The organism is Mesorhizobium shangrilense (assembly GCF_028826155.1).
Classification (GTDB): Bacteria; Pseudomonadota; Alphaproteobacteria; order Rhizobiales; family Rhizobiaceae; genus Arvimicrobium; species Arvimicrobium flavum.
In genome coordinates this window covers 68875-89678 of the sequence record NZ_JAQGPN010000003.1, presented here as the reverse complement: position 1 = coordinate 89678, position 20804 = coordinate 68875, and the positions used below count along the sequence as shown (strand labels likewise).

16 protein-coding genes are annotated in these 20804 nt (G+C 66.1%); 1 reads left to right on the top strand and 15 read right to left on the bottom strand.

Features of this window, described 5'->3' with window-relative positions:
* Positions 1-48: 48 nt before the first annotated feature.
* Complete coding sequence (locus PD284_RS24985; protein ID WP_274631052.1) at positions 49-1014, bottom strand: Bug family tripartite tricarboxylate transporter substrate binding protein; 966 nt, start codon at positions 1012-1014, stop codon at positions 49-51.
* 378 nt (positions 1015-1392) lie between these two features.
* Positions 1393-2868, bottom strand: a complete 1476-nt coding sequence (locus PD284_RS24980) for an aminotransferase class V-fold PLP-dependent enzyme (RefSeq protein WP_274631051.1) — start codon at positions 2866-2868, stop codon at positions 1393-1395.
* Between the two features lie 105 nt (positions 2869-2973).
* Between PD284_RS24980 and PD284_RS24975 the strand changes: the two genes are divergently transcribed.
* A complete protein-coding gene (locus PD284_RS24975; protein ID WP_274631050.1) occupies positions 2974-3444 on the top strand; it encodes an Lrp/AsnC family transcriptional regulator in 471 nt (156 codons plus the stop codon).
* A gap of 131 nt (positions 3445-3575) precedes the next feature.
* Here the strand turns inward: PD284_RS24975 and PD284_RS24970 are convergent, their stop codons facing one another.
* From PD284_RS24970 to PD284_RS24910, 13 genes are all read right to left on the bottom strand, one after another.
* On the bottom strand, positions 3576-5870 hold the full coding sequence (locus tag PD284_RS24970) for a molybdopterin guanine dinucleotide-containing S/N-oxide reductase (RefSeq protein ID WP_274631049.1): 2295 nt from the start codon (positions 5868-5870) through the stop codon (positions 3576-3578).
* A 40-nt stretch (positions 5871-5910) separates the two neighbouring features.
* Positions 5911-7560 carry a dipeptide ABC transporter ATP-binding protein gene (locus PD284_RS24965; RefSeq protein WP_274631048.1) on the bottom strand — a complete coding sequence of 550 codons (1650 nt, stop codon included), beginning with the start codon at positions 7558-7560 and terminating at the stop codon, positions 5911-5913.
* Positions 7557-8396: an ABC transporter permease gene (locus PD284_RS24960; protein WP_274631047.1), complete on the bottom strand. Its 840-nt coding sequence runs from the start codon at positions 8394-8396 to the stop codon at positions 7557-7559. The genes PD284_RS24965 and PD284_RS24960 overlap by 4 nt, the downstream gene beginning before the upstream one ends.
* Entirely contained in the window at positions 8393-9370 is a 978-nt protein-coding gene (locus PD284_RS24955) for an ABC transporter permease (protein ID WP_274631046.1), read from the bottom strand. Before PD284_RS24955 ends, PD284_RS24960 begins: the two co-directional genes overlap by 4 nt.
* Before the next feature lie 63 nt (positions 9371-9433).
* Positions 9434-11008: an ABC transporter substrate-binding protein gene (locus PD284_RS24950; RefSeq protein ID WP_274631045.1), complete on the bottom strand. Its 1575-nt coding sequence runs from the start codon at positions 11006-11008 to the stop codon at positions 9434-9436.
* Positions 11009-11041: 33 nt separating this feature from the next.
* On the bottom strand, positions 11042-12079 hold the full coding sequence (locus PD284_RS24945; RefSeq protein ID WP_274631044.1) for a histone deacetylase family protein: 1038 nt from the start codon (positions 12077-12079) through the stop codon (positions 11042-11044).
* Between the two features lie 135 nt (positions 12080-12214).
* Positions 12215-12952: an enoyl-CoA hydratase/isomerase family protein gene (locus PD284_RS24940; RefSeq protein ID WP_274631043.1), complete on the bottom strand. Its 738-nt coding sequence runs from the start codon at positions 12950-12952 to the stop codon at positions 12215-12217.
* 48 nt (positions 12953-13000) lie between these two features.
* Positions 13001-15133, bottom strand: coding sequence for an acetate--CoA ligase family protein (locus PD284_RS24935; protein WP_274631042.1), 2133 nt, complete (start codon positions 15131-15133; stop codon positions 13001-13003).
* The gene (locus PD284_RS24930; RefSeq protein ID WP_274631041.1) at positions 15130-15921 is read right to left on the bottom strand and encodes an enoyl-CoA hydratase/isomerase family protein; all 792 of its coding nucleotides are present in this window, start codon (positions 15919-15921) and stop codon (positions 15130-15132) included. The genes PD284_RS24935 and PD284_RS24930 overlap by 4 nt, the downstream gene beginning before the upstream one ends.
* Complete coding sequence (locus PD284_RS24925; protein WP_274631040.1) at positions 15918-16502, bottom strand: cysteine dioxygenase family protein; 585 nt, start codon at positions 16500-16502, stop codon at positions 15918-15920. Before PD284_RS24925 ends, PD284_RS24930 begins: the two co-directional genes overlap by 4 nt.
* A gap of 26 nt (positions 16503-16528) precedes the next feature.
* Complete coding sequence (locus tag PD284_RS24920) at positions 16529-17698, bottom strand: CaiB/BaiF CoA transferase family protein (protein ID WP_274631039.1); 1170 nt, start codon at positions 17696-17698, stop codon at positions 16529-16531.
* Between the two features lie 125 nt (positions 17699-17823).
* Positions 17824-19251 carry an NAD-dependent succinate-semialdehyde dehydrogenase gene (locus PD284_RS24915; protein ID WP_274631038.1) on the bottom strand — a complete coding sequence of 476 codons (1428 nt, stop codon included), beginning with the start codon at positions 19249-19251 and terminating at the stop codon, positions 17824-17826.
* 63 nt (positions 19252-19314) lie between these two features.
* Positions 19315-20688, bottom strand: a complete 1374-nt coding sequence (locus PD284_RS24910) for an aspartate aminotransferase family protein (protein WP_274631037.1) — start codon at positions 20686-20688, stop codon at positions 19315-19317.
* Positions 20689-20804 lie beyond the last annotated feature (116 nt).

Sequence of the window (20804 nt, the reverse complement as noted above, 5' to 3'; positions counted from 1 at the left end):
AAAGGGCCTCCGGAACCTGCGTCCCGGAGGCTGTTGAAACCCCTCAGATCATTCCGGCTTCGGAATGCCGAACTGGCTCGGATCGTTCGGAGCCGCACCGCTCTCGAACTGCTGCCAGGCGTTGATCGACAGGTAAGGGGCGGAGATGGCGACGGCCTCATCCCCATAGGTGGCGTTGAACAGCGCGCCGCGCTCGGCGGCATGCTTCTTCAGGACTTCGTTGTCCTTGATCTTCTCCGCCCAGACCTTGTCCATGGCGTCGAGAACTTCCTTGGGCGCGTCGGCGGGAACGTAGACGCCGAAATAGTTGTGCGCGGTCTTGATGCTCGGGAGCCAGTCGGTGATCGCCGGAACGGTGCCAAAGCCTTCCAGCTCCAGCGGCTGATCGGCGATGACCGCCAGCGGACGCAAGCGGCCGGCGCGGATCATGTCGACCTGATCGGTCGCCGTCGTGGCGGTGAACTGGGTTTCACCCGACACCGTCGAGATCACCGCCGGATTGTTGCCCTCGTAGACGATCGCGCGATAGTTGATCTTCTCGACTTTCTCCAGCGCCTGCATGGTGATGGCTGTCGTGGAGGAGAGGCCGCCCGACGAAACGGTGATCGGATCGCCGGACGTCTTCAGGGCTTCCAGCAGCTGGCCGAAATCCTTCCATTCGCTGTTGACCGGCACCGAAATCAGGCCGGGATTGGCGACATGGAGATAAAGCCTCCAGTCACTCAGCTTTGCGTCCAGCATGCCCAGAACGGGGTAGGCCCCGAGATCGGCCGCCGCGCCAGCGGCGAGCGTCAGGCCGTCATGCGGCGCTTCCCAGGCGGAACGGGTGCCGACCGAGCCGGATGCGCCCGGCTGGTTGAGGATGACGAAATTCTGGCCGAAGGCCTTGCTGAGCTCGCCTGCAACGACGCGGGTGACGGTATCGGTCGCGCCGCCTGCCGCCCACGGCACGATGACGGTGACCGGCTCGGACGGCTTCCACTCCTGAGCGGACGCTGAAAAGGAAAGCGTCATGGCAGCTGCTGCAGCCAGACATGCAAGGCTTTTTAGACTCATTTCTCATCCCTTAACTAAACAAACGGTTAGATAAATGATCTAGAATTCGGAAGCCGGTCCGGAGTCAAGAGCGCGCATGGCTGGTATGTGAATTTTTCATGGGGAAACGTCGTGCATGGAGCGCGCCGTCCGCCGAATGCATCGCCAGAAAGTGGCGCCGGCTTTCGGCAGAAACCATGCGTAGACAAAGAGCTGGAGCAGATCGCGCGATACAGAAATCGAGCAGTTTGACTAGGGCCTGGCGATAACGGCATCGTTCAAGACGCGCTTGCCGTGGCGTAGGCGGGGGAGGGGCCACCGCACCGACCCGTCGCGCCGTCGGCGCGGCGGTTGCGCTCAGGCTGCGGCCTGCGCGCGCGGAAAGAAGATCGCGCGCGCCGCATCGAAGCCGTAGAGCGACGCGTATCGGGAAGCGTCTGCAGCCAGCTCGGCAACAGAGTCGAGAATGAAATCCGCCTTGGCGTCGGTCAGCAGCACGCTGAAGTTCAAGCGCGTAAAGCCCGGCTTGAGCATCTCCTCGCCTGCCAGGATGGCCGCGCGCAGGCGCAGGGATTCGTCGCGATCGATCGACAGCAGGCGATGAACATACGGGCCCGCACAGGCGCACCCGCCGCGGGCCTGGATACCGAAGCGGTCGCTGAGCATGCGGGTGACGAGTTGCTGGTGGACGTATCCGCCCGCGCCGTCGCGAACCTGGAAGGAGAAAATGGGAAGCCGCGGCGCGGACCTCGGGCCCAGGATCTTCATCTGCTCGACGCCGCCCCAGGCTGCGAAGGCGCGCTCCACGGCCGCCGCATTGCGCACCGCCATCTCTTCCCCGCCGATCGCCTCCTTGACGAGGAAGGCCAGCGCGGCGCGGATGTCGGCCACGACATTCGGCGTGCCGGCCTCCTCGCGCACTTCCAGGCTCTCGCTGTAGTCATGCCCGTCGGGCGAGACGAAGCGCACCGTGCCGCCTCCGGGCCAGGACGGCTTGCACACGGCGACCGCATCGCGGCGCACCACCAGCACGCCGGACGAGCCCGGCCCGCCGATGAACTTGTGCGGTGAAACCACCAGCGCGTCGATCTCGGCATCCCCGGCCGGCGTCATGGCGATGGGCAGATAGGGCCCGCCGCCCGCATAATCCCAGACCATGCGTGCGCCGGCGGCCTTCGCCATGCGCGTGATGGCCGCCACATCGGTGACGATGCCGGTGACGTTGGACGCCGCCGAGAACGAACACACCGTGAGGTCGGCCGTCTGCCGCAGCGCCTCCCCGAGCAACTGAAGATCGGGACCGCCGTCCTCCGCTTCCCCGATTTCGACGACCTCCGCACCGCTCTCGCGCCACGGCAGGATGTTCGAATGATGCTCATAGGGGCCGATCAGCACGCGCACCCGCTTTCCGGCCGCGACAGCGCCTGAGACGCCGAGCAGGTTGACCAGCCGGTTGAGACCGGCGGTGGCGCCGGATCCCGTGAAGATGACCGCATGCTCGGGACCTGCGCCGCAGCACGAGGCGATGGCGGCGCGCGCCTCGCGGCGCAGCCTGGTCATCATGCCCCCGCAATAGGATGCCTCGGTGTGGCTGTTGGCGTAGTAGGGCAGCACGCGCTCAAGGATGAAGGTCTCGATCTGGCGCAGCGCGCGTCCGGACGCGACGTAATCCGCGTAGACCAGCCGTCGCCGGCCGAAGGGACCCTCGATCACCGCGTCGTCGCCGATCAGCCCGTCGCGCAACGCGGCCACCGGATCGGCGACGCGCAGCCCCTGCCTGAATTCATCCAGCAGACCGGGCGAAGCCGGCAAGTTCGAAGCTGCGAGCGCCATCGGATCCTCCACTCAACGCTGTGCGCATTCTAGTGGGGCTCCGCGGTTGAAACATTACCGATTTTATGGAGAATGCGCCTGATCTTGGGTCAAACGATTACTTCGATGGAAAAAATCGACGATATTGATCGACGCATCCTGACGGTGCTGCAAAAGGAAGGCGACATCTCGCAGCGCGATCTTGCCGAGAAGGTCGGGCTTTCCCAGAACGCATGCTGGCGACGGCTGCAGAACCTGAAGGCGAGCGGCCTGGTCCTGGGAACGCACACGCGGATCAACCTTGCCGCGCTGGGCTACGACCTGACAGTGTTCGTGATGATCCGTACCAGGCATCATTCGCGCGAGTGGGCCGAGCGCTTTCGCGCCCATGTCGAGCAATTGCCGGGCGTGACGGATTTCTATCGCATCGGCGGCGAATGGGACTATCTGATCAAAGTGGTCGCCAAGGGCATCGCCGGCTACGACGCCTTCTACCAGAAGCTCACCACCGACTTCGACCTCGCAACGGTGACGGGCTTCTTCTCCATGGAGACGATCATCGACGGGCGCGCAGTGGATCTGCGCCGGATGCGATAGACGTCGACGGGCGCGAAGCGCGCCGGAACGATGGCTCACGCATCGAGGGCGTTGCCTGACGGCAGCCGGCACGCGCTCGGCCGCGTGCAAGCAGCCAGCCTGGCAAACCGGCCGGACCGCGTCGAAGCCTCTCAGGATCCGCGGACGACGAAGGGCGGCGGATCGAAGGCGGTGACCTGCGGCGCATCGCGGACCGGGCCGCTGACCTCCACCAGGCAGGTCTGCGCTACGCTGCCCTGCGCGAAGCTCGACGTGCCCACGTCCAGCGTCAGCACGTTGGGATTGCCGTGCTTCTCCAGCCCCGTGTCGGGATCCGGGTCGTACCACGCGCCTGTCGCGAGACGCGCGACGCCCGGCATGATGTCCTCGCTCAGGATTACACCGGCAAGGCAGCGCCCGCGCTCATTGCTGAGCTCGACGATGTCGCCATCGGCGATGCCGCGCGCCGCCGCGTCCTGCGGATTGAGATAGACGGGCTCGCGGCCGGCGACCTTGCCTTCGAGGCTGTGGCTGGCGGCGTCGAGCTGGCTGTGCAGCCGCCGCTGCGGCTGGTCGGAGATCAGGTGCAGTCGCGTGTCGCCGGGCTGGACCTGGCCCAGCCATTCATGCGGCTCCAGCCACGCCGCATGGCCGGGGCAATCGTCCAGGCCGAAACCTTCAATGGTTTCCGAGAAGATCTCGATGCGCCCGGAAGGCGTCGCCAGCGGATTGGCGGCCGGGTCGTTGCGGAACTCCTCGAGCATCACGACAGGCCGGCTGTGCTCGCCCAGGTCGATGAGGTCGGTTTTCCAGAAGGTTTCGAAATCCGGCAGCGACACGCCGTGCCCGGCCATCTTGCCGCGGCTTTCCTCGTAAAGTCGCTGCAGCCACTCCCTGGAGGTGAGGCCTTCGGTGTATCCGGGCGCGCCGAGCCGCCCGGCAAGGTCGGCGAAGATGTCGTAGTCGTCGCGGGCCTCGGCCAGCGGCGCCTTGACCCGCTTCATCGCCACGAGATGGCCCTCGCGCGTGGAATAGCCGATGTCGTCGCGCTCCATCGAGATCGTGGCGGGCAGGACGATGTCGGCCCGCTTGGCAGTCGCGGTCCAGTATTGCTCGTGAACGACGATCGTCTCCGGCTTCTCCCATGCCTTGACCAGCCGGTTCAGGTCCTGATGGTGGTGATAGGGATTGCCGCCCGCCCAATAGACCATGCGGATGTCGGGATAGGTGTGCACGCCGCCGTCATAGGCGAAGCTGCCGCCGGGCTGCAGCAGCATGTCGGCGATGCGCGCGACCGGGATGAAGGCCGAAACGGGGTTCGCGCCCTGCGGCAGCGTCGGGCCGGACAGCAGTCGCTCGTCGCTGCCCAGCGAGTTGGTGGCGCCGTAGCCGAAGCCGAAGCCGCCGCCGGGCAGGCCGATCTGGCCGAGCATGGCCGCCAGCGTCACCAGCATCCAGCACGGCTGCTCGCCATGCGAAGCGCGCTGCAGCGACCACGCCATGTTGACCATGGTGCGGGTCGCGGCCATGTCGCGGGCCAGCGCCGCGATCGTCGCGGCGGGAACGCCGGTTATGGATTCGGCCCACTGCGGATCGCGCGGCTGACCGTCGCTGCGCCCCATCACATAGGCCTCGAAGCGGTCGAAACCGACGCAATAGCGCTCGAGGAAGGCGCGATCGGCCAGCCCTTCGTCCACCAGCGTCCAGGCAATCGCCAGCATCAGCGCGGTGTCGGTGTTGGGACGCAGCCTGATCCACTCGACGCCGTCGGCCTCGAGATTGTCGCCGACCGGGCCGATGTTGACGATGCGTATGCCGGCCTCGCGGAGCGCTTTCAGGCCGGGCCGAACGCGATGGCGGGCAATGCCGCCCGCCGATATCTGCGCGTTCTTCCACGGCACGCCGCCGAAGGCGACGAAGAGTCGGGTATTCTGCGCCATCACGTCCCACGAGGTGTGGTTGGCCATCAGGCTTTCCATCGGCGCGATGATCCTGCTCATCATCACGCGCGCAGCGCCGAGGCTGTAGGAATTGAGATGGCGCACATAGCCGCCGATGCTGTTCAGGAAGCGGTGCACCTGGCTTTGCGCATGATGGAAGCGGCCGGCGCTGGACCAGCCGTAGGATCCGCCGAATATCGCCTCATTGCCGTGCACATCGCGCACCCGCTGCAATTCGGCGGCGACGAGATCGAGCGCCTCGTCCCATTCCACCTCGACGAAAGGATCGCGGCCGCGCAGTTCGGGCGACGCCCCGGGCCCCTTCTCCAGCCAGCTGCGCCGCACCGACGGGCGGCGTACGCGCACGCCCTCGACGCGGTCGCCATGCTGGTCGAGGCCGATCGGCGTCGGGTCCGGATCGCCGGCGAAATTTTCCAGCCGCAGTTCGCCTCCGCCGGCGTCGAACACTTCGCGGATGCCCCAGTGGGCGGACGTATAGGCCTTCATGCGATCCTTCTCCCTCCCGTCGAAGCGCCTGGCAATCGGCCTAGGCCGCGCTTGCCTTGGCGCCCGTTCCAGCCAGCCAGTCATGGCCCGGCATGGAGTTCAATAGCAGCCTGGTATACTCGTGCTGCGGGTCGCGCAGCACCTTTTCGCTGGCGTCCAGCTCGACGATCTCGCCCTTGCGCATGACCGCGATGCGGTCGCAGAGCTGCGCCGCCACGCGCAGGTCGTGGGTGATGAACAGCATCGACAGCTTCAGCTTGCGCCGCAGGTCGAGAAGCAGGTCCAGCACCTGCGCCTGGATCGACACGTCCAGCGCCGAAACCGGCTCGTCGGCGACGATCAGCTCCGGCTCCATCACGAGCGCGCGGGCAATGCCGATGCGCTGCCGCTGCCCGCCGGAGAATTCATGCGGGAAACGCCTCAGCGCGCTGCGGTCGAGGCTGACCATTTCGAGCATCGCCTCGGCCCGCGCCAGCGCCTCTTCCTTCGTCGCGCCGTGCAGGATCTGGCTCTCCGTCAGCACCCGCCCGATCTTGTGCCGCGGATTGAGCGAGGCGTAGGGATCCTGGAATATCATCTGGATCTTCGGCCGCACCTCGGAGAAGCGCTTGCGGCTCATGGCCGAAAGGTCCTCGCCGTTGAACCGGATCGTGCCGGCATCGGCGTCGAGCAACTGCACCACGACCTGGCCCAGAGTGGACTTGCCGGAACCGGACTCGCCCACCAGACCGACGGTTTCGCCGTGCTCGACCTTGAGGTTGACGTTCCTGAGGGCGTGCACCTCGCGCAATTGCGAGGTGAAGAACCCCGAACGCGTGACATAGGTCTTGGTGGCGTTGGCGATCTCGAGCACGGTCGAGGACGACTCCCCCTGCAGCAGCAACGGCTCGCGCGAGAGGCCGCGCACGGCGTCGATCAGGCGCTGCGTATAGGGATGCTGCGGCTGGTCCAGCACGTCGCGCGCGCCGCCATATTCCACCAGCACGCCATGCTGCATCACCGCGACCCGGCTGGCGATATCGGCGACGACACCGAAATCGTGGGTGATGAAGAGGACCGCCAGCTTGCTGCGCTGCTGCACCTCGCGCAGCAGCGACAGGATCTGCTTCTGGGTCGTAACGTCGAGCGCGGTGGTCGGCTCGTCGGCGATCAGCACGTCCGGCTCCAGGGCCAGCGCCATGGCGATCATGACGCGCTGTCGCTGGCCGCCCGAGAGCCGGAACGGATAGGCGTGCTGCAGGGTTGCGGGCTCCGGCAGGCCGGTGGCTTCCAGCAGTTCGAGGATGCGATGCTGGCGCTTTGCGGCGTCGGTCATGCCATGCGCCTGCAGCACCTCGTCGATCTGCTCGTGCACGGTCAGCACCGGATTGAGCGCCGTCATCGGCTCCTGGAAGATCATGGCGATGCGACGGCCCCGGATCGGGCGGAAGCCGGCTTCGTCCAGCGTCGACAGCTCGCGGCCGTCATAGCGGATCGAACCGCCCGAGACATGCACGCCGGGCGGCAGCAGGCCCATGATCGCGCCGGCGAGCAGCGACTTGCCCGAACCCGATTCCCCGACCACGCAGAGGATTTCGTTCTCGCGCAGCTCGACGGAGAGGTTCTGGACCGCCAGCGGCCGGTCGGCGCCCGCCGGCAGCGCTATGTTGAGATCGCGGATCTCGACGACGACGTTCGCATTCCCGCTCATGCCCGCACTCTCCGCGATAGTCTGGGGTTGAGGACGTCGCTCAGACCCTGCCCGAAAAGATTGAGGGCGAGCACGGTCGCGAAGATCGCGAAGCCGGGGATGGCGCTCAGCCACCAGGCATGGCGGATCATCGTGCGGCCGGCCCCGATCATGAAGCCCCAAGTGATGAAGTTGCGGTCTCCGAGCCCGAGGAAGGACAGGCCGGATTCGATCAGGATCGCCGCCGCGACCATCAGCGAGGACATGACGATGACCGGCGAGATGGCGTTGGGCAGGATCTGGTGGAAGATGATGTTGAAGTGCGAGCTGCCGCCGATGCGCGCCGCCTTAACGAAATCCCGGCTGCGCAGCGTCAGGAACTCCGCCCGCACCAGGCGGGCGACCGGCGGCCAGCTGACGATCGCGATCGCCGACACGATCGACCAGAGCGACGGCGAGAAGATCGCCACCAGCACGATGGCCAGCATGAAGGAGGGGATGGTCTGGAAGAACTCGGTGAGACGCATCAGCATGTCGTCGACCCAGCTCGAAAAATAACCGGCCACCGCGCCGACGATGACCCCGACCAGCAGCGAGACGACGGTCGAGACGAAGCCGATGATCAGCGACATGCGCGCGCCGTGCACGATGCCCGCGGCGAGGTCGCGGCCGAGCTGGTCGGTGCCGAATATGTGGCCCGGCGCCAGCGGCGGCAGGTTCGGCGCGCCGGCCATGCGCCACGGGTCGCCGGGGTAGAGTACGTCGGCGAACAGCGCCATCAGGACGAGCGCCAGCAGCATGATCGCGCCGATCATGCCTGCGCGGCTCCTGCCGAAGGATTTAAGGAAATCCGTCATGTCGTCACCTCGATGCGGGGATCCGCAAGGCCATAAAGGATGTCGGCGATGAAATTGAAGAACACGACGAGTGCGGACGCGATGATGAAGATCGCCAGGAGCAGGTTGTAGTCGCGCTGCAGCAGCGCGTCGAAGGCCAGCCGGCCGATGCCCGGCCAGGCGAACACCGTCTCCGTCAGCACCGCGCCTCCCACAAGGTGCCCGGCCTGCAGGCTCGCCAGCGTGATGATCGGCAGCATCGCGTTCTTGAGGATGTGCCGCCGCCAGATGCGGCCCGCCGGCAGACCCTTGGCGCGGGCCGTGCGGACGAAGTCGAGATCCATGACCTCGAGGACCGATGCCCTGGTCATGCGCGTGTAGGTCGCCAGATAGACCAGCGCCAGCGTCGTCGTCGGCAGCACGAGATGGCGGGCGATGTCCAGCGCCTGGCCCAATGGCGACATGGCGCCGCCGACCGTGGACATGCCGAAGGCCGGCAGCCAGCCCAGCCACACCGAAAAGACCAGAATGCCCATCAGGCCGACCCAGAACAGCGGCAGGGCGAAGAACAGCAGGGCAAAGACGGTGATCACCGCATCCTGCCATTTCCCGACATGCCGGGCGGCAAAGGCGCCGAGGCCGACGCCCGCCGCCACGGCGATCCCGAAGGCCGACATGGTCAGCAGCAGGGTCGCCGGCAGGCGCTCGGCGATCAGGTCGATGACCGGGCGGTCGAAGCGATAGGAGGTGCCGAAGTCGAGCCGCGCCACCTGCCCCACATAAAGCGCGAGCTGCTCATAGACAGGCCGGTCAAGGCCGTAGCGGGCGCGCACCTCCTCGAGGAACGCCGCATCCACGGCGCCCTGGTCGCCGGCGATGATCATCGCCGGGTCGCCGGGGGCGGCGCGGATGAGCGCGAAGCTGAATATCGTCACCGCCAGCAGCACGAAGACGGCCTTCATGAGGCGCAGCAGCAGGAAACGTATCTGGGCCATGGGTTCCCCTGGAGGATCGTTAAGTCGGACGGGGCTTGCGGCCAGGCCGCAAGCCCGCCGGCTTTAGTCCTTCGCGATCCAGACGTCCGCGAAGTTCGAGTTCAGGCCAAGGCCCGTCGTGATGAGGTTGTTGAGCTTGGACCGGTAGACGGTCGGCATCGACATCTGATGCGACCAGATCACCGGCAGATCGGCCGAGATGACCTTCTGGATCTCCGAATAGACCTTCTGCCGGACGGCCGGATCGTTGGTCGCAGCACCTTCCGCGAACAGCTTGTCGATCTCCGGATTCACATAGCCGTCGACGTTCGTCGCGGTGCCGCGGTTCTGGTTGTCGGAGACATAGGTCTGCGACACGCCCATGGCGGGATCGCCCAGCAGGTAGATGAAGTTGGTCGTGATGTGGAACTTTCCGGTCGTGGTGCGCTCCTGCCAGCCGGGCACGTCGACGGAGACGACGTTGGTGGCGATGCCGATCTCGGTGAGCTGCTGGCGGAGGTATTCCGACTGGCGCTGCCAGGTCTCGCCATAGGGCAGAGGCATCAGGTCCAGTGTCGCGTAGACGCCGTTGGCGTCCGGCTTCAGGCCGGATTCGGCCATGAGCGTCTTGGCCTTCTCCATGTCGAAGGAATAGTCGGTGAGCGCCGCGGCGTCGTAGAACGGCGTGCGCTCCGTCATCGGGCCATAGGCGGGCTTGCCGAAGCCGCCGAACACGGCGTCGATCATGAACTGGCGGTCAATGGCGTAGGAGATCGCCTGGCGCACCTTGAGATTGTCGAGCGGCGGCGCCTTGAGATTGATGTTGATGATCGCCAGCGGATCAAAGAACTCCCAGCCCGCCTCGCTGACCTCGACGCCCGGCGCCTCGGCGAGACGGCGAACCTCGAAGTTCTCGACGTCGCCGCCGCGCAGCACGTCGACCTGCCCCTGCTCGAAAGCGATGGCGCGGCTGTTGGCGTCGGGGATGACGTGGAAATAGATCTCGTCGAGATGGGGCAGGCCCTTGTTCCAGTAGTCGTCGTTGCGCACGAGCTGGATGTAGCGGCCCTTGGCCCATTCCTTGAACTGGAACGGCCCGGTGCCGATCGGCTTTTCGTTGGCCGGGTTTTCGCGAATGTTCGTGCCTTCGTAGATATGGGCCGGAACGATGGTGCCGCCGCTCACCTCGAAGATCATCATGAAGGCGGCATAGGGCGCCTTCAGCTTGAAGACGACCGTTTGGTCGTCCGGCGCGGTGATCGATTCCGTCCGGGCCATGACCGAGCGCGTGCGCGCAAAGGCTTCCGGCAGGAAGGTGGAGAAGGAATAGACCACGTCGCGGCTCGTGAACGGCTCGCCGTCATGCCATTTCACGCCCTGGCGCAGGTGGAAGGTATAGGTCAGGCCGTCTTCGGAAATCTCCCAGGACTCGGCAAGGCCGGGCAGCGGCTTCATGTCGGGCGCGAGGTTGATCAGGCCCTCGTAGATCTTGCTGCCGACGAAGGACACCGGACCGAGCTTGTTGAGGCCGAGCATCACGGTGGGCGGTTCGGGCTGCACCACCATGTTGAGGGTGCCGCCGCGTTCGGGCTCCTGCGCCAAGGCGGCGCCGGAAACGCCGGCCAGCATCAATGCGAGTAGCAGGGAAGCTTTTCTCATTTCGTGTCTTTCTGGCTTTTTGCGTTGGTGGACTTAACTGCGTTGCGAAACGAAACCATCCAGAAACGCCTCGAGATTGAGGCCGAGGTCGGCGACCAGGTAGCCGCCTTCCTGGATGAGCGCGGTGGGCAGGCCGGCGCGGCCGAGCCGGCGTCCGATCTCGGCGAAACCCTGCGTCGATACGTTCATCTCGGCCGAGGGATCGCCCTTGAAGGCATCGAACCCGACCGACACCACGAAGGCCGTCGCGCCCGACTCCTTGACCGACTTCACGCCGGCCTCGATGGCCTCGAGATAGACGTCGTCGGTGGATCCGACCGCCACCGGCAGGTTGAGGTTGAAGCCCTCGCCGGCGCCCTCGCCCTTCTCGTCGGCATAGCCGGCATAGAACGGGAAGACCTGATGCGGATCCGCATGGATCGAGACGAAGTGAACGTCGTCGCGCTCGTAGAAGATGTCCTGCGTTCCGTTGCCGTGATGGACGTCGAAGTCGAGGATTGCGACCCGCTCGTGCTTGGCGAGCAGCGCCTGCGCGGCGATGGCGGCGTTGTTGAGATAGCAGAAGCCGCCCGCCATGTCGGCATAGGCATGATGGCCCGGCGGACGGCAGAGCGCATAGGCCTCGTAGTGGCCTTCATCCAGCAGCGCCGCAGCCTCGAGCGCGCAGTTAGCGGAGGCGAGAGAGGCTTCGAAGGTCCCGGCGTCGACCGGCGCGGAGCCACCCGACAGATAGTAGCCCACCTGTCCCTGGATGCTCGACGGCAGCGCCGCGCGATGGCGGTTCGCCGAAGCGTGGGCGGAGGCATAGGGGCCGGCCTTGCCGTCAGGGAACGCCTCGTGCCAGCGATCATAGGCCGTGCGCAGGAACTCCACATAGGCCGGGTCGTGGATGGCGAGGATCGGCTCCATACCGAAATCGCGCGGCGCGACGATCTCGTGGCCGCCTGCCTTGAGCGCATCGAGGAGATGCGTTACGCGGCCGGGCACCTCGAGGTTCGGTGAAATCTTGCCGCGAACGATGATCGACGACGGCGCATGGCTCTTGTGCGCTTCGGAATGTACGGCTCGCACTTGCTTTCTCCTCCTCGTGATCCCAATATTTGGAACGAAAGATTAAATCTTGGAACTAGAGACCACGTCCGCGGCGAACGGTCAAGCACGCCAGGGTAGCTTCGCGTCGTTTTTTGACGCCGCGGACGGCTGACCTCAACGACCGGTGAAGACCGGCTTGCGCTTCTCCTTGAAGGCGGCGAGGCCTTCCTTGAGATCGCTGCTGGCGCGCACGACGCCGAGGTCGCGGGCATGGCGCGCGAGTTTCTCGGACGGCGTCTGGACCAGCGTATGCTCGACGACGAAGCGCTTGAGCGTCTTCAGCACCAGGGGCGCCATGCTCTCGAGTTCGCGCGCCATCGCGAGCGCCGCCTCCAGGTGCTTGCCGTCTTCGACGACTTCGTTGGCGAGGCCGATTTCATAGGCGCGCCGGCCCGACACAGGCCGCCCGAGCAGCATGATCTCCATGGCGAGCTTGTGCGGAATGCGCGCGGCAAGCGTGGCGATCATGCCGCCGGTGAGACCGACCTTGCCTTCCGGGTAGGAGAAGCGCGTGCCCTCGGTGACGACGCAAAGATCCGCCATCGCGGCCATCACAAGCGCCCCGCCGACGCACCAGCCGTTTATGGCGCAGATGATCGGCTTTTCGGTCACGATGCCAATCGTCGGGATGCAGCGCCAGAGCTCCGGCAGGTCCGTCACATCCGCCCCGGACGAGAAGGCGCGATCGCCGCTGCCGGTGATGATTGCGACGGCCTGCTCGGAACGGTCGAACTCCTCGAAGCGGCGCTGCAGCTCGTTGGCGACCTCGGCATTGATCGCGTTCATCTTCTCGGGACGATTGATCGTGAAGATCGTCGTCTTGCCGTCGTTCCTGACCTCTAGTGCGGACATTCATTTCTCCCTTGAATTTTCTCGCCCCTTAGGGCGACGAGCGGCGTCTCAGGCATCCTCGAGCAGCATGCGGCCGTCGACCGCGACACATCCCTTGCCGGCTTCGGCCACCAGCAGCGGGTTGATGTCGAGCTCCTTGAAGCGCGGGCCGAGATCGTGAACCATCCAGCTCACCCGCGAGATGATGTCTGCCGCAGCCTCGATATCCAGCGCGCCGCCGCCGCGGAAGCCGCGCATCAGCTTGGCGATCTGCAGGCCCTCGATCATCTCACGCGCCTTGGCGGGCGAAACCGGCGCGCGCGCCACCGAGACATCCTTCAGCAGTTCCACCAGCACGCCGCCGGCGCCGACGATCACCATCGGCCCGAACTGCGGATCGTTGCGCGCGCCGATCAGCAGCTCGGCCTTGCCCGAGCGCATCTCCTGCACGAGATAGCCCTCGATGCTGGCATCCGGCTTCAGCCTGGCGATGGAAGCCGCCATGTCGCTGACCGCCTTGGCTACCGCCTGCGGGGTCTCTAGCCCGAGAACCACGCCGCCGACATCCGACTTGTGGACGATGTCGGGCGACACGACCTTGACCACGAATGGCTTTTCCAGCCTGCCGGCCGCCGCCTCGGCCTCCTCGGGACCGGATACGACCTGGCCGCGATTGGTGGGGATGCCGTGTGCCGCGAGGATCTCCTTGCTCTCGGCTTCGCCGACGCTGCCGCCAAGACCGGCTGCCAGTGGAACGCGCGGCGCGTCGGCTGGCCTGGACGCAGGCGTCGTCGGCGCGACGCCCGCCATCCTGCGCCACGCCTCGATCGCGCGGATCGCATCGTCGAGGCTGTCGGTATAGACGATGTTCTGTTCGCGCAGGAAACTGCGCGCGGCATCCGCGGAATGGCCTTGCTGGAGCACGATGATATGCGGCTTCGCAAAGCCCTCGGCGGCGGCCTCCCTGGTTCCCTCGTCGAGCTTGCGGCACAGCAGCTCAACGTCCGGCGCCGTGGTGATCGCCGACAGGATGAGGTCGGTGGCGGCATCCTTGATGACGGCCTTGACCGTCACCGCGCCGACGACCATCGATCCGCCCTGCTTCGCGGTCCCCATGTCGATCGGATTGGCGCCTCCGACATTCTCGGAATAGTGCTCGGCGAGATCCGCCTTCGCCGCGTCGGAAAACGTCGCGAGGGGAATGCCGCGGTCGGTCAGCCGGTCGGCTGCGATCGCTCCGCCGCCGCCGGACGTGGTGACGATGGCGACGGAGTTCGGCCGCGCCTTCGGGAAGCGCCCGAGCGAGGCCGCAAGCAGCATCATGGCGTCGGCGTCATCCATGGTCAGCACGCCGCAGTCGCGGCAGGCCGCCGCAAAGGCCTCGTAGCTGCCGGCAAGGCTGGCGGTATGGGAGAAGGCCGCCGCCGCGCCGAATTCGGTGCGGCCCGCCTTCACGGCAAGCCAGGGCTTGCCGGCGGCATGCGCCCGGCGGGCAGTTTCCATGAACCGCGGCGCGTCCTTGATGCCTTCGATATAGGTGCAGATGACGCGCGTGCGCTCGTCGGCGATCAGGTAGTCGACGAAGTCGCACATATCCATGTCGGCTTGGTTGCCGATCGAGAAGCAATGCGAGAAGCCGATGCCGCGCGCCATTGCGCGGTCGAAGATGGTCGCCATGAGCGCGCCGCTCTGGCTGACAAAGCCGATGTCGCCCTTCGGCATGCTGTCGACGAAAAGCGCCGGGGAGGCACACAGCACGAGATCGTTTGCCGGGCTGATGATGCCGAGGCAGTTCGGGCCGATGATGCGCATTCCCGCGGAGTTGGCGACCGAAACCACCTCGCGCTCGAGCGCGGCGCCCTCGGGCCCGGCATCGGAGAATTTTGCGGTGATGACGATCGCAGCCTTGGTGCCGGCGGCGGCGCAAGCCTCGACCGCTTCCTTGACCGAGTCGCGCGGCACCGCCATCACCGCCATGTCGGGCGGCGTCGGCGTTGCGCCTATGGCCGGATAGCACTTGATACCGAGCAGGGACTCGCGCTTCGGATTGATGGGATAGATCTGCCCCTTGAAGCCATGGTGGACAAGGTTCTTGTAGATTCGCCCGCCGAATTTGGTCAGGTCTTCCGACGCGCCGATGACGGCCACGGATTTCGGCGCCAGGATTTCTCCGGCATTGGCGATTGGCAAGATTGCATTCATCGAACTGCCCCTTCCTGGAATGTGGACGGGGCCGCAGCCCGGTCTGTCCTATTCTTGTCCTGCGCCTTTGCGCGATAGGCGATGATCCGCTGCACCAGCCCCGGCCGGGCGGCCGAGCGCACCAGCGCGGCGAGGTCGCGATCGAGTTCGATCGGATTGTCGCCGGCTGCCTGCCGGAGGGCGGCGATGGTATGGGTGTCGAGCCGCAGGGCGTCGCGCCTGGCGCGCTGCTTCACCGCGTCGAGCTCGTCCGGCTGGACGATCCCGGTGGCCAGGCCGAGCCGTGCCGCGCGCTCGGCATCGATGACGGCGCCGGAGGTGACGACCGACAAGGCCGCATCCTCGCCGATGCGCCGCGCCAGACGCCGCGTGCCCAGAACCAGCCCGAAGGCTGCGCCGGGGAAGCTGAAGCTCGCATCGGGCAACGCCAGGCGCACCGAGCATGCCGCAAACAGGTCTGCCCCCGCGCCGAAGGTGCGCCCCTGCGCCACCGCCAGCGTCGTGAAGGGCGCGGCCCAGATGCGCGCCAGAAGCTCCTCGATGCGCACGAAGCGGGCGAGAAGCTCGCCATCGGCCGTGGCTTCCAGACCGGCCAGGTCGAAGCCGGTGCAGAAATTGCGGCCGTCGCCCTCGATGGAAAGCAGCCTGACGCCACTGCGCTCGGCGCTGTCGAGCGCCTCATGCATCGCCTCCACGAGATCGGCAGACAGGCTGTTCCCACGCGCGGGGCGCGTGAGAACCAGACTGCAATGACCGTCGCGTTCGCTGACGGAAAGCGGCTCGCTCACGCCTGGATGCCCCAGACGTTGGGCAAGGCGTTGTTCGAGTAGCCCGAGATGAAGGACTTCATGCCGCCTTCCACCGGAAAGACGTTGCGCGAGATCGCGCCGATGTCGCCGCCATAGACATGGATGCTGATCGACGCCTCGTTCTCGCGGGCGTTCCAGACCTTGTGGATGTCGCCGATATCCGGCGAAACCATCACCACCTCGCCCGGATCGAGCCGCTCGGTTTCGCCGGCAACCGGCTTGCCGTCCTGCATCGAATAGGCCTCCGAAATCTCGGAGCCGCGCAGCATGCCGACCAGGCCCCAGGTCGTGTGGTTGTGGATCGGCGTTTCCTGGCCCGGCCCCCACACGAAGCTGACCACGCAGAAACGCTCCTGCGGATCGCAGTAGAGAAGATGCTGCTGGTAGCGATCCGGGTTTGCCGCGGCATAGGGCTCGGGCAGCCAGTCGTCATGCGCCACCAGCGCCTCAAGATGCTCCTTGCCGCGGTTGAGCAGCACGGTCTCGTCGTCGCCGGCTTCTTCCACCAGCTTGCTCATCTGCGCCAGGAAGGTTTTCAGCCTCGCAGGGTTAGCGGTCATTGCGTCAATTCCTTTCGTCGTCAGGTCTATTCGGCGGCCGCCGGGAGCGAGCCCAGCACGCTGTCCCCGTGTTCGCCCAGCAGTGGCGGACGCCGGTAGATGGCCGGCGCCTCGCCGTCGATGCGGATGGGACTGCCAAATGTTTGCGTCATGATTCCGTTGGGCAGCTCAAGCGCCTCGACAAATCCCATGAAAGCGACCTGTGGATCGGCCAGCGCCTGTGAATAGGTGTTGATGCTGCTGCAGGGAACGCCCGCCGCCCTGAGCTTCTCGAGGATGCCGGCCACCGTTTCGCGTGCGAACTCGCCATTGAGGATGACAGCCAGATCGGTCTGGTGCTGCGCGCGGTCGATGGTGGAGCGGAAGCGCGGATCCTCGAACAGGTCCATCCTGCCCACGACTTGGCAGACGGATTTCCACAGCCCGTCATTGCCGGCGGCGAGGACGAAGTTGCCGTCGGAGGCGGTGTAGGCCTGATAGGGCGCGTTGCGCGGATGCGCCGCGCCCAGGGCGCGCGGGTCCTTGCCGCTGCCGAAATACTCGCTGGTCTGCAGCGCACCGACCGCCAGGCTGGCGCCGAGCATCGACACGTCGACATGACCGCCCTTGCCGCCGGCGCGCACGCGCGCCAGAACCGAGCTGATGGCGAAGGCGCCGTAGAGGCCGGTCGCGAAATCCGAGATCGGGATGCCGCATTTGACCGGCTCGCCGCCCGCCTCGCCGGTCACGCTCATGATGCCCGACATGGCCTGTACGGTCAGATCGAAGCCGCCTTCCGAGGAGCGCGGCCCCTGCTGGCCGAATGCGGAAAGCGAGCAGTAGATCAGTTTCGGCGACGTCGCCGCGAAGCGCTCATACCCGAGGTTGAGCCGCTTCATCGCACCCGGCCGGTTGTTCTCGATGACCACGTCGGCGCCCTCGATCAGCTTCACGGCGATCGCGTTGTCCGCCGGGTCCTTGAGGTTCAGCGCGATCGACCGCTTGTTGCGGTTCAGCGAGGCGAAATTCTCGCTGAACCCGTCGCTGATCGGCGGCCATTGCCGCATCGTGTCGCCGCCCGGCGACTCGACCTTGACGACGTCGGCGCCCATGTCCGCCAGGAGCATGGAGCAAAAGGGGCCGGCGGCCACATGGCAAAACTCGACGACCCGTATGCCGGCAAGCGGTGCGGTCGCGCTGGGTTTGCTATCGGTCAATTTCCTCTCCTGGTATTTTCTGCAGAGTGGCCTTGGTTCACGGCGCGCATCCGACAGCCCGTACTGGCCGCCCTGCCCGTCGCGTCGAGTTCTGGTCGCTGGTTGGAACCGCCCGGCCGAAGCGCTCAGGCGGCCAGATGGCTGACGAATTTGGTCTCGAGATAGGCGTCGAGCCCTTCCGACCCGCCTTCGCGCCCATGACCGCTGTCGCCGACGCCGCCAAAGGGCGTCTCGATCGGGCCGAGGCCGAGGTGATTGATCGACATCATGCCGACCCTGACGCGTGCACTGACAAGCGCGGCGCGGCGCGAGGAGTCCGTGAAGGCATAACCGGCCAGCCCGTAGGGCGTGGAATTGGCGCGCGCGATCACGTCTTCCTCGTCCTCGAAGCGGTTGATCAGCGCGACCGGGCCGAACGGCTCCTCGTTCATGATGGGGCTCTGCGCCGGAACGTCGCCGAGCACCGTCGGGGCGTAGAAATAACCGACATTGTTGAGACGCCGGCCGCCGGCGTGAAGCGTTGCGCCGTCCTGCACCGCGGCGCTGACCAGGCCGTCGATGGCGTCCACGCGCCGGCGCGTCGCCAGCGGACCCATGTCGATGTCCTCGGAGCCCGCGCCGACGCGGATGGATTTCGCCTTGGCGACGAAGGCCTCGAGGAAGGCGTCATAGGCCTTCTCATGCACGTAGAAGCGGGTTGGCGAGATACAGATCTGGCCGCCGTTGCGATACTTGTAGGCGGCAAGCTGCGTGGCGACCTTCCCCGGCTCGACATCGTCGAACACGATCACCGGCGCATGGCCGCCAAGCTCCATGGTGGTGCGCTTCATGTGCTGGCCGGCCAGCGCGGCAAGCTGCTTGCCGACAGCGACGGAGCCGGTGAAGGAAACCTTCCGGATCTGGGGCGCAGGGATGAGATGGGCCGAAATGGCCGGCGGATCCCCGAAGACCAGGTTGAGCGCGCCCGCGGGAACGCCGGCTTCGGCGAGCGTGCGCACCACCTCGCAGACGGCTCCGGGCGCTTCCTCCGGACCCTTGATGATGATGGTGCAGCCCGCGGCGAGCGCCGCTCCCATCTTGCGCACCGCCTGCGAGACGGGGAAATTCCAGGGACTGAAGGCGGCGACCGGCCCGACCGGCTCGCGCAGCGCCTGCTGGCTGACCCCGGCTGCGCGCGCCGGAATGATGCGGCCATATGCGCGGCGCGCCTCCTCGGCGAACCAGTCCATGATGTCGGCGGCATTGGCCACCTCGCCGGCCGCCTCGGCCAACGGCTTGCCCTGCTCTCGGCTCAGAATGGCGGCGATGTCGTTCCGGCGGGCGCGAAGCGCGGACGCCGCGTCATGCAGGATCTTCGCCCGCTCCGTCGCCGGGCGCGCCGCCCATGCCGGGAAACTGCGATCCGCCGCCTGCAGGGCCTCGTCGAGGTCTGCCGCCGTCGCCGCCGGCACGGTCGCCACCACGGTTTCCGTGGCGGGGTCGATCACCTCGACCGAAGCGCGCGCCCCGCCCGTCCGCCAGCTTCCGTCAATAAACTGTCCATGCTCAACCAATCGGTCGTTCCTTCGGCTTCGGGGTTATCGGCGCTTTCCGCGGTGGGGGTGTCGCGGACGGCGTCACGCCGCCTGCATGGTCCGCTCGAACTCGTCGAACGCCTTTTCGACGCCGTCGAACAGCAGGTCGATCTGGGCCTCGTCGATGATGAGGGGCGGGCAGATGGCCACGCATTCGCGCAGCGCCCGCACGATCACGCCGTTGTCCATGGCCCTGGCCTGGAGGCCGGCGCCGATCGCCAGGTTCGGATCGAACGGGGTCCTGGTCTTCTTGTCGCTGACCAGCTCGAGCGCGCCGATCAGCCCGACGCCCCGCGCCTCACCGACATGGGGCCGCTCCGCCATCGCCCTGAGGCGCTGCTGGAAGTGCTTCGACACCTCACGGACGTGGCCGACGATGTCGCGTTCCTCATAGATCTTGAGGGTCTCGACCGCGACGGCCGCGCAGACCGGATGGCCCGAGTAGGTGACGCCGTGCACGAACCCGCCAAGCTTGCGGCTCTGCTCGATCATGGCGGCATGGATGTCGTCGCTGACGAGCGTCGCCGAGATCGGCAGGTAGGACGACGACAGCGCCTTGGCGACAGTCATGATGTCGGGCTTGAGGTCGTAGGTCTCGCAGCCGAACATGTTGCCGGTGCGGCCGAATCCGCAGATCACCTCGTCGGCGATGAACAGGATGTCGTATTTCTTGAGAACCTTCTGGACGCCCTCGAAATAGCCCTCCGGCGGCACGATCACCCCGCCCGATCCGCAGACCGGCTCGGCGATGAAGGCGGCGACCGTCTCCGGACCTTCCTTCAGGATGAGCTGTTCGAGATTGTCCACCAGCCGAGCGGCGAATTCCGTGACGCTCTCGCCGGGCAGCGCGTTATGGAAATGGCTCGGGGCATCGGTGTGCAGGATGTTGGCGATCGGCAGATCGAAATCGGCATGGTTGCCGGGCAGCCCGGTGAGGCTGCCTGATGCGATGGTCACGCCATGATAGCCGCGCCAGCGCGAGATGATCTTCTTCTTCTGCGGCCGGCCGAGCGCATTGTTGTAGTACCAGACCAGCTTGACCGCCTGATCGTTCGCCTCGGAGCCGGAATTGGCGAACAGCACCTTGCCCAGGCCCTTGGGCGCGATGGCGAGCAGCCGTTCGGCCAGCTCGATCGTCGGCTCCACCGAGCGATGATTGAACAGATGGTAGAAGGGAAGCTTCTCGAACTGGCGCATCGCGGCATCGATCAGGCGACGCTCGCTGAAGCCGAGAGAGGTCGACCAAAGGCCCGACATACCCTCCAGATACCGACGGCCCTGATCGTCCTCGACGAACACCCCGTCGCCGCGCGTCATGATCACCGGGCCGGCCTCGGCATGGCGCGCGAGGTTCGTATACGGATGGATGAGGCTTGCGATGTCATTGACGGAATTGGAATTGCTGCGCGCGGTCATCATGGTTCCTCGAAGCCCTTTGGGGGAATGTCCGAAGGGGAAGATTTCTCTTTCTTTCGGGCTCGATAAGGGGTAGTTCTAATATTCAGAACTTGATACTGAATATTGATACGATG